Raw genomic sequence first — 2,616 nt, forward strand, 5'->3', positions numbered from 1 at the left:
GGCGCTATCAAAGCCCTGACGCCAAAAATTGAAGCGGTTTACGCGAGCGCCGCCGGGGCCATTCCGCAAGACTGAACACATGTTGTTTGAAATCTGGAATAGCCGCGGCGCGAGAGCATCGCGGCTATTTGTTTTTCAACGCTCCGTTCATCCGATTGCGCGATCCTACGCCTCCTATCCTATCCTCCGGGGCCTTTTCCGATGCCGCCGCTCATCCAAGCCGTCCTATTGTTGATTTTTCCAGCCCTGGTGATCGTCGGCGGGCTGCGCGACCTGACCAGCTACATTATCCCCAATTGGATTTCGGGCCTGTTGATCCTGGGTTTCGCCCCGGCCGCCCTGGCGGTGGGACTTCCGCTTTCCGCAGTAGGGCTGCATCTCGGCGTCGGCGTCGCCGCGCTGGTGATTGGCATGGCGATGTTCGCTCTCAACTGGATCGGCGGCGGGGACGCTAAGTTGTTCGCAGCAGGGGCGCTTTGGCTCGGTTGGCCTGCTTCGATGGAGTACGTCATCGTCACGGGCCTTGCGGGCGGCGCTCTAACCTTCGCCTTGCTCGGTCTCCGCTCACCTTTTATCCGGCCTTACGTGTTGAGCGGGCCGGGTTGGGTCAATCGCCTAGCCGAGCCTAAGGGCGATCTTCCTTACGGCGTGGCGATCGCGGTTGGCGCGTTGGTCGCTTTCCCAGGTTCGGCCCTGATCCAGGCCTGGCCGGGCTTCTAGCTTGGCCTTTAGCCGGCGTTAACTATGCGACCTGCAAACAGGCCGTGCAGGCAAAAGGCCGAGCATTCGATTCGTGCGCGCCAGCCGACCGCCGGCGCGTTCGCCAGAAAACCCGCACGCGGGAGGCTCGAGTAGACGCATCATGAGCGGCATCCGCATCGCCATCCTCGTCGTCGCGGCGTTCGCCGCCGTTGGGCTGGCCCTTCTCGTTCGCAACATGGTGACGCCGAAGCGCGAGCCGGTCGCCGAGGTCGCGGCCGCTTCCAAGCCGGTGGCCCAGGTGCTCGTGGCGAAGCATGATCTGGCGATTGGCGTCCGGCTCACCCCCGCTGACATGACCTGGCAGGCCTGGCCCGTGGAGGGCCTGAACGCCAGCTTCGTGACCGATGGTACGGCGCCGGCCCTTCCGGCCGTGATGCCCGACAAGGCGGTCCAGAAAGTCGCGCGCGCCGCCACCGACGCGGTCAGCGCGAACGGACCGATGCAGGCCTTTGAAGGCTCCATCGTCCGAGAGGCAATGGTCGCAGGCGAGCCCATCGTGGCGCGCAAGGTGGTCCGGGCCGGCCAGAGCGGCTTCATGGCCGTGGTGGTGCAGCCAGGCATGCGGGCCATGTCGATCCCGATCAACGCCGAGACGGCGGCCGGCGGCTTCATCCTGCCCGGCGACCGGGTCGATATCCTGCAGAGCCGTCAAGGCGCCGAAGCCAAGACCTACATCACCGAAACCCTGATGCGAAACGTCCGCGTTCTGGCCATCGACCAAAAGATCGATCCTGAGAAGGACGCCAAGTCCATCGTCGGCGCCATCGCCACCTTGGAAATCCCGGCGACCGACGTCGAGGTGCTGGCGCGTGGTCGCGCCCAGGGCGAGATGCAACTCGCCCTGCGGTCCTATGCCGATATCGGCGGCGCGCCGGGCCGTGGCGGACAGGCCCGCGACAACATGCAAGGCGTGCGCATCTTCCGCGCCGGACAAGTCAGCGAGGTCGCCAGACCGTGAATCTGCGTCCCCTCCTGCTCGCGCTCGCCGCCCTCGGGGCGATGTTTGGCGCGCCCCTGGCCGCCGTCGCCCAGACCGAGGTCGCGGGCCTGGCGGCGCAGTCGTCGGTGGTGCGGGTCAATCTGGCTGGCGGCGCGGCCGCGACGCAGTCCCTGACCCTGCCCAACGGCAAGTCCGCCATCGTCGAGTTGCCGGTCGACGTGCGCGACGTGCTGGTGACCAATCCGGGCGTGGCCGACGCCATGCTGCGTTCGCCGCGCCGCATCTTCATTCTCGGCCTCAAGAACGGCTCGACCGACGCCGTGTTCTTCGACGCCGCCGGCCGCCGGATTCTTACCCTCGACATTCGGGTCGATCAGGATCCCGGCGCGGTCGCCCAGACCATCAACCGCATCGTTCCTGGTTCAAGGGTGCGGGTCGACGCGATGAACGAGAGCCTGATCTTGTCGGGTCAGGTCGAGAGCCTGGCCGCCGCCGACAAGGCCGTGCAGATCGCCCGCGCAGCTGTCGGCAAGCCGGAGATGGTGCTCAACATGCTCAGCATCGCCGGCAAGGACCAGGTGATGCTGAAGGTGCGCATCGTCGAGATGCAGCGCGACGTCATCAAGCAGCTCGGGTTCAATCTGAACGCCATCGTCGGTGATCTGGGCAGCACCCAGTTCCTGCTCGGGACCTCGGCCAGCTTTGGCGTCAACGGCGCCCTGCTCGGCGGCGGCACGGCGACGCTTCGCAACCTCGGCGGCCGCGACCAATGGCAGGCCACGCTCCAGGCATTCGAGCGGGTCGGCCTGGTCCGCACCCTGGCCGAACCGAACCTGACGGCGGTTTCGGGGGAATCGGCCAAGTTCCTCGCCGGCGGCGAGTTCCCGATCCCCGTGTCCCAGGACAAGGACGGC

General features: G+C 66.4%; 3 protein-coding genes. All 3 read left to right on the plus strand.

The window, feature by feature from the left end:
- Positions 1-201 precede the first annotated feature (201 nt).
- Positions 202-720 (plus strand): prepilin peptidase, encoded by a 519-nt coding sequence (locus Q7T84_RS06745; protein WP_304806997.1) that lies wholly within the window; start codon positions 202-204, stop codon positions 718-720.
- A 142-nt stretch (positions 721-862) separates the two neighbouring features.
- Positions 863-1,720, plus strand: coding sequence for a Flp pilus assembly protein CpaB (cpaB, locus tag Q7T84_RS06750; RefSeq protein WP_304806998.1), 858 nt, complete (start codon positions 863-865; stop codon positions 1,718-1,720).
- Positions 1,717-2,616, plus strand: a 900-nt coding sequence (locus tag Q7T84_RS06755) for a type II and III secretion system protein family protein (protein WP_304806999.1), incomplete at its 3' end; no start/stop codon positions are given. The genes cpaB and Q7T84_RS06755, both read left to right, overlap by 4 nt.

It is taken from the genome of Phenylobacterium sp. (genome assembly GCF_030654915.1).
In the GTDB taxonomy this organism is placed as follows: domain Bacteria; phylum Pseudomonadota; class Alphaproteobacteria; order Caulobacterales; family Caulobacteraceae; genus Phenylobacterium.